1 protein-coding gene is annotated in these 1,142 nt (G+C 70.1%); it reads left to right on the top strand.

Translation table 11 applies throughout. The annotated features are described in order from the left end of the window. Nucleotides 1-61: 61 nt before the first annotated feature. A partial coding sequence (locus CDV46_RS15500; RefSeq protein ID WP_087723480.1) for a plasmid recombination protein occupies nucleotides 62-1,142 on the top strand: 1,081 nt, incomplete at its 3' end.

Genomic DNA, 1,142 nt, shown 5'->3' with positions numbered 1-1,142 from the left:
ATGGCCTTGCTGCGCCCCGCTCGTTACGAGATGCTGAAGCATCACGGAACGGCGGAAAGCAATGGGCTACCAGTTCGCACACATCGAGGGTTACGGGAAACGCGGAGCGGTTCGCCGTGACCCGAAAACCGGACGCACGACACGCCAGCGGAGCGCGTCGGAGTGCGGGGCGGAGGCCATGCGGGAGGATGGCGCGTGCCCGCACGTCGCCGCCCCGCAGCCGCCCCGCCCTGTGTTCGGCTGCACGCCCGGCGAAGCGGCAGCGCAGGCGGAGGCGTGGGCCGATCAGGCGACGGACGCAGCGGGCCGGAAGTATCGCGACACGTCGCCGGCGCTGCTCGGTGGTGTGGTGTCGATGGAGCGGGGCGACGATGCTACCTGGGACGCCTACAAGGTTGCCGTGGTCGAACACCTACAGGAGCGTTACGGCGCCCGGCTGCTGTCGGTGGTCGAGCACGTCGATGAGGCGAACCCGCACATCCATTTTTACGCCGTGCCGCTCCCCGGCGAAAAATTCGACGTGCTGCACCCCGGCCGGGCGGCGGCGGCAGAGGCAGCGGCCCAGGGTTTGAAGAAGGGCGAGCAGATGAAGGCCTACGCCGACGCCATGCGGACCTGGCAGGACGAACTACATGCGGCCTGTGGCGCTGCCCACGGTCTGACGCGGATCGGGCCGGGTCGGCAGCGGTTGAGCCGTGGCCAGTGGCAGGCGCAGAAGGCGCAGGCCGAAGCACTGGCCAAGGTTGAGGCGGTGGCCACGGCTGCGCATCGGCGGGGCTGGCGTGAGGGGAAGCAGGAGGGGTTCGAAGCAGGCCGGGCCGAAGCGCTGGCCGCGGCCTCGAAGTCTCTGGCTCGGGTTGGCGGGGCGCTGGGTGGGCTGGCAGCGCGGGCGGTGGGTCAGTGGCACAAGCCGACCCAGCAGGCCGAACAGGAGGCCCAGACGGCCCGGAAACAGGCTGAGGCGCACCGGAAGGCCCGGAAGGCTGCAGAGGCCCGTATCGACGCCGTGCAGGCCGTTCTACACGACAACAACACCCGGATCGATGCCGCCCTTCTGGCGGCCAAGACGGCGAAGGCCGAAGCCGCCAACACCCGAACCGAAAACGAGGCGCTTCGCGCCGAGATCCAGCGCCTTCGGCCCG

It is taken from the genome of Pandoraea sp. PE-S2T-3 (genome assembly GCF_002179965.1).
Lineage (GTDB): Bacteria > Pseudomonadota > Gammaproteobacteria > Burkholderiales > Burkholderiaceae > Pandoraea.
The sequence above is the reverse complement of the archived record's forward strand: the minus strand, read 5'-3'. Positions and strand labels throughout refer to the sequence as shown.